The sequence below is a fragment of the Dietzia sp. SLG310A2-38A2 genome, assembly GCF_014145095.1.
GTDB lineage: Bacteria > Actinomycetota > Actinomycetes > Mycobacteriales > Mycobacteriaceae > Dietzia.
In genome coordinates this window covers 7,119-10,943 of sequence record NZ_JAALDX010000381.1, presented here as the reverse complement: position 1 = coordinate 10,943, position 3,825 = coordinate 7,119, and the positions used below count along the sequence as shown (strand labels likewise).

Here is a 3,825-nt window from a genome sequence, read left to right as displayed (position 1 = left end):
ATCCCGCCGGTCTCGCCCTCTCCCCGCCGCCACGCGACCCGCAGGCGCCATTCGGGATCTATCTGCACGTCCCGTTCTGTGCGTCCCGCTGTGGCTACTGCGACTTCAACACGTACACGGCCGGGGAACTCGGGTCCGCGACCTCGCCCGCCGACTGGGAGCGGGCCGCCGCACTGGAGATCGAGCGGGCGGCGGACGTCCTGGCCCGGGCGGGCACCCCGCCGACGGTCGACACCGTCTTCGTCGGCGGCGGGACACCGTCCTTGGTGGGTGCGGACGTACTGGTGGGGATGCTCGAGCGCATCCGGTCGACGTTCGGCCTGACGCCCGGCGCCGAGGTGACTACCGAGAGCAATCCCGAGTCCACCTCGCCGGAGTTCTTCGGACGACTGCGCGAGGGCGGGTTCACCCGGATCTCGCTGGGCATGCAGTCCACGTCGGCGCACGTCCTGCGGGTGTTGGACCGAGCCCACACCCCGGGCCGCCCACAGGAGGCGGTCGCCGAGGCCGGCCGCGCCGGGTTCGACCACATCAACCTCGATGTGATCTACGGGACGCCGGGGGAGACCGACGACGACCTCGCCCACACCCTCGACGCCGTCGTGGCCGCCGGGGTGGACCACGTGTCCGCCTACTCGCTCATCGTCGAGGACGGCACCGCCCTGGCCCGGAGGATCCGTCGGGGAGAACTTCCCGGGACCGTCGACGACGTGCTGGCCGACCGATACGAGCAGGTGGCGGAGCGGCTGTCGCAGTCAGGGTTCCACTGGTACGAGGTCTCCAACTTCGCGACCGATGAGTCGGGTTACTGCCGTCACAACATGGGGTACTGGCGCGGTGGAGACTGGTGGGGGATCGGACCCGGGGCGCATTCCCACGTCGCCGGCGCCCGGTGGTGGAACCTGCGCCATCCGGCCCGGTACGCCGCGGCGTGCGATGCGGGGGAGCTCCCGGTCGAGGGCGGGGAGCGGCTCCACGAGGACGACCGGCACCTCGAGCGGATCATGACCGGCCTCCGGCTGGCCGAGGGGCTCCCCGACGGGGCGTTCACGGCTCAGGAGAGGGCGCGCGCGGACCTCCAGGTGTCGGCGGGTCTACTGCGGCGCCGGCGCTCGGACGGGGCCGACGGCCCCGGGTACGCGTTGACGGAGTCGGGCAGGCTGCTGGCGGACGGTGTCGTGCGCGACGTCCTCCTCTGACACGCTGGCCTAGAATCGTCTGTACGCAGGGCGCGAGGAGGGGGATCCGATGTCGAGCACGGCCGATCGTAGGACCGAGGTCTTGCGCGCGATCGTCTCCGACTACATCGCCTCGCACGAGCCGGTCGGCTCCAAGACGCTGGTCGACCGCCATTCGCTGGGGGTCTCCAGTGCGACGATCCGCAACGACATGGCCGTCCTCGAGGCGGAGGGCTTCATCGTCCAGCCCCACACCAGTTCCGGACGGATCCCCACGGAGAAGGGCTACCGCCACTTCGTCGACTCGATCGAGGAGATCACACCGCTCTCGCGCGCCCAGCGGAAGGCCATCCAGGCGTTCCTCGAGGGCGCCGTCGACCTGGACGACGTCCTCCGGCGGGCCGTGCGGCTGCTGTCCCAGCTCACCCGCCAGGTCGCCGTGGTCCAGTACCCGGTACTGGGTCGTTCCACCGTGCGCCACCTCGAGGTGGTGAGCCTGGCCCCCACCCGCCTGCTGCTGGTGCTGATCACCGACACCGGCCGGGTGGACCAGCGGACAGTCGAGCTCGCCACCCCGCTGACGGATGATCACCTGGCCGAACTCCGGACCCTCCTCTCGGAGGCGGTCGCGGACAAGCGACTCAGCGAGGCCTCCGAGGCCCTGGCGGCCACGCCGGACCGCGCTCGTCCGGACCACCGCGACGCCGCGGAACGGTGCGTGACCGTGCTGGTGGAGACCCTGGTGGAGCAGCCCGACGACCGCATCGTCCTGGGCGGCACCGCCAACCTCACCCGCAGCGCCGCCGACTTCGACGGGTCCCTCAGGTCGGTCCTCGAGGCTCTGGAGGAGCAGGTCGTGATCCTCCGGCTGCTCTCGGCGGCGCAATCCGTGGGGATGGGAGGGCCCGGAGGGGTCACCGTCCAGATCGGCGAGGAGACCCGGGCGGCGGAGATCCGCGGCGCGTCGGTGGTGTCCTCCGTGTACGGTTCCGAGCGCCAGATGCTCGGTGGGATGGGGGTGCTCGGGCCCACCAGGATGGACTACCCGGGAACAATCGCCTCGGTCGCGGCTGTTGCCCACTACGTGGGCGAGATCCTGTCCGGGCACTGACGCCCGTAGCCTCACCCGGGACCAGTTTTCCACTCGACTTAGTTCATTTGACGAAAGGCGACACGTGTCACGCGACTACTACGGGACCCTCGGGGTCGATCGGGGTGCCTCGGAGTCCGAGATCAAGCGCGCCTACCGCAAGCTCGCCCGCGAGTTGCACCCCGATGTCAACCCGTCGGACGAAGCGCGTGAGCGGTTCACGGAGATCACCGCGATGTACGAGGTCCTCACCGACCCCGAGAAGCGCCGCGTCGTGGACATGGGCGGCGATCCCCTCGACTCCTCGCCCGGCGGCGGGTACGGCGGCGGTTTCGGTGGCGGAGGATTTGGCGCCGGTGGCGGTCTCGGCGACGTGTTCGAGGCGTTCTTCGGCGGCGGCGGTGGCGGCGGCGGACGCGGCCCCCGGAGCCGCGTTCAGCCGGGTTCGGACGCGCTGATCCGCGTGAACCTGACCCTGGCGGAGTGCGCGACCGGTGTCACCAAGGAGATCCAGGTCGACACCGCCGTCCTCTGTGAGACCTGCCACGGCAAGGGGTCGGCGACCGACGCGCCACCCGCGAAGTGCGGCATGTGCCAGGGGCAGGGTGAGATCCAGTCCGTCCAGCGCTCCCTGCTGGGCAACATCATGACCAGCCGCCCGTGCCCCACCTGCGCCGGCACCGGCGAGATCATCACCGATCCGTGCGGCGACTGCACCGGCCAGGGTCGCGTCCGCAAGCGCCGCACCGTCTCGGCCAAGATCCCGGCCGGCGTCGGCGGCGGGATGCGGATCCGGCTGTCCGGACAGGGTGAGGTCGGCCCCGGCGGTGGTCCCGCCGGAGACCTCTACATCGAGGTCAACGAGCGCACCCACCCGGTGTTCGTCCGGGACGGCGAGGACCTGCACTGCACGGTCCGCGTCCCGGTCGTGGACGCCATCCTCGGAGGCAGGGTGGACCTGGAGACCGTCGTCGGCGACGACCTCGAGATCGACATCCCGGCCGGCATCCAACCCGGTCACACGGTCACCCTGTCCGGCCGCGGGATGCCGCGCGTCCGCGGCGGCGGTGCCGGCGACCTCACGGTGCACATGGAGGTGGTGATCCCCGACAAGCTCGATCGCAAGCGAAGGGACCTCGTGGAGCAGCTTCGCCGGCTCGGCGGCGATTCGGCCGAGATCGTCAACGAGGACACCGCCCGCCGGGGCGGGTTGTTCTCGCGGCTGCGCGACGCGGTCGCGGGTCACTGAACCGGTGACCCCGCCCCTGTTCCGCGTCGACGCGGTCCCCGCCGTCGGCGAGACGGCCGTCCTGGACGGCGCCGAGGGCCGGCATGCCGGCTCTGCCCTGCGGGTGCGGCCGGGGGAACTCCTCCGGGTGGGTGATGGTCGCGGCCAGGTGGCGGACTGCTCGGTGTTGACGTCGGGTCCCGGCCGGGTCGAGGCCGAGGTCCTGGCCCGGACCGTGGTCGACCGACCGACGCCCCTGGTGACCGTGGTCCAGGCGCTCCCCAAGTCCGATCGCTCCGAGCTCGCCGTGGAACTGGCCACCGAGGCCG

The 3,825-nt window shown here is 71.5% G+C and carries 4 protein-coding genes; all 4 read left to right on the top strand.

Annotation, left to right across the window (positions count from 1 at the left end; translation table 11 throughout):
* Positions 1-1,199 (top strand): radical SAM family heme chaperone HemW (gene hemW / locus G6027_RS13330; RefSeq protein WP_182637592.1); only part of this gene is annotated, 1,199 nt, incomplete at its 5' end.
* 49 nt (positions 1,200-1,248) lie between these two features.
* Positions 1,249-2,289 (top strand): heat-inducible transcriptional repressor HrcA, encoded by a 1,041-nt coding sequence (gene hrcA, locus G6027_RS13325; protein ID WP_182637591.1) that lies wholly within the window; start codon positions 1,249-1,251, stop codon positions 2,287-2,289.
* A gap of 64 nt (positions 2,290-2,353) precedes the next feature.
* On the top strand, positions 2,354-3,517 hold the full coding sequence (dnaJ, locus tag G6027_RS13320) for a molecular chaperone DnaJ (protein WP_182637590.1): 1,164 nt from the start codon (positions 2,354-2,356) through the stop codon (positions 3,515-3,517).
* 4 nt (positions 3,518-3,521) lie between these two features.
* Positions 3,522-3,825, top strand: a 304-nt coding sequence (locus tag G6027_RS18935) for an RNA methyltransferase PUA domain-containing protein (RefSeq protein WP_346995731.1), incomplete at its 3' end; no start/stop codon positions are given.

Excerpts from the sequence above, each read along its gene's own strand:
- hrcA (WP_182637591.1), top strand. The coding sequence starts at position 1,249 with ATGTCGAGCACGGCCGATCGTAGGACCGAGGTCTTGCGCGCGATCGTC.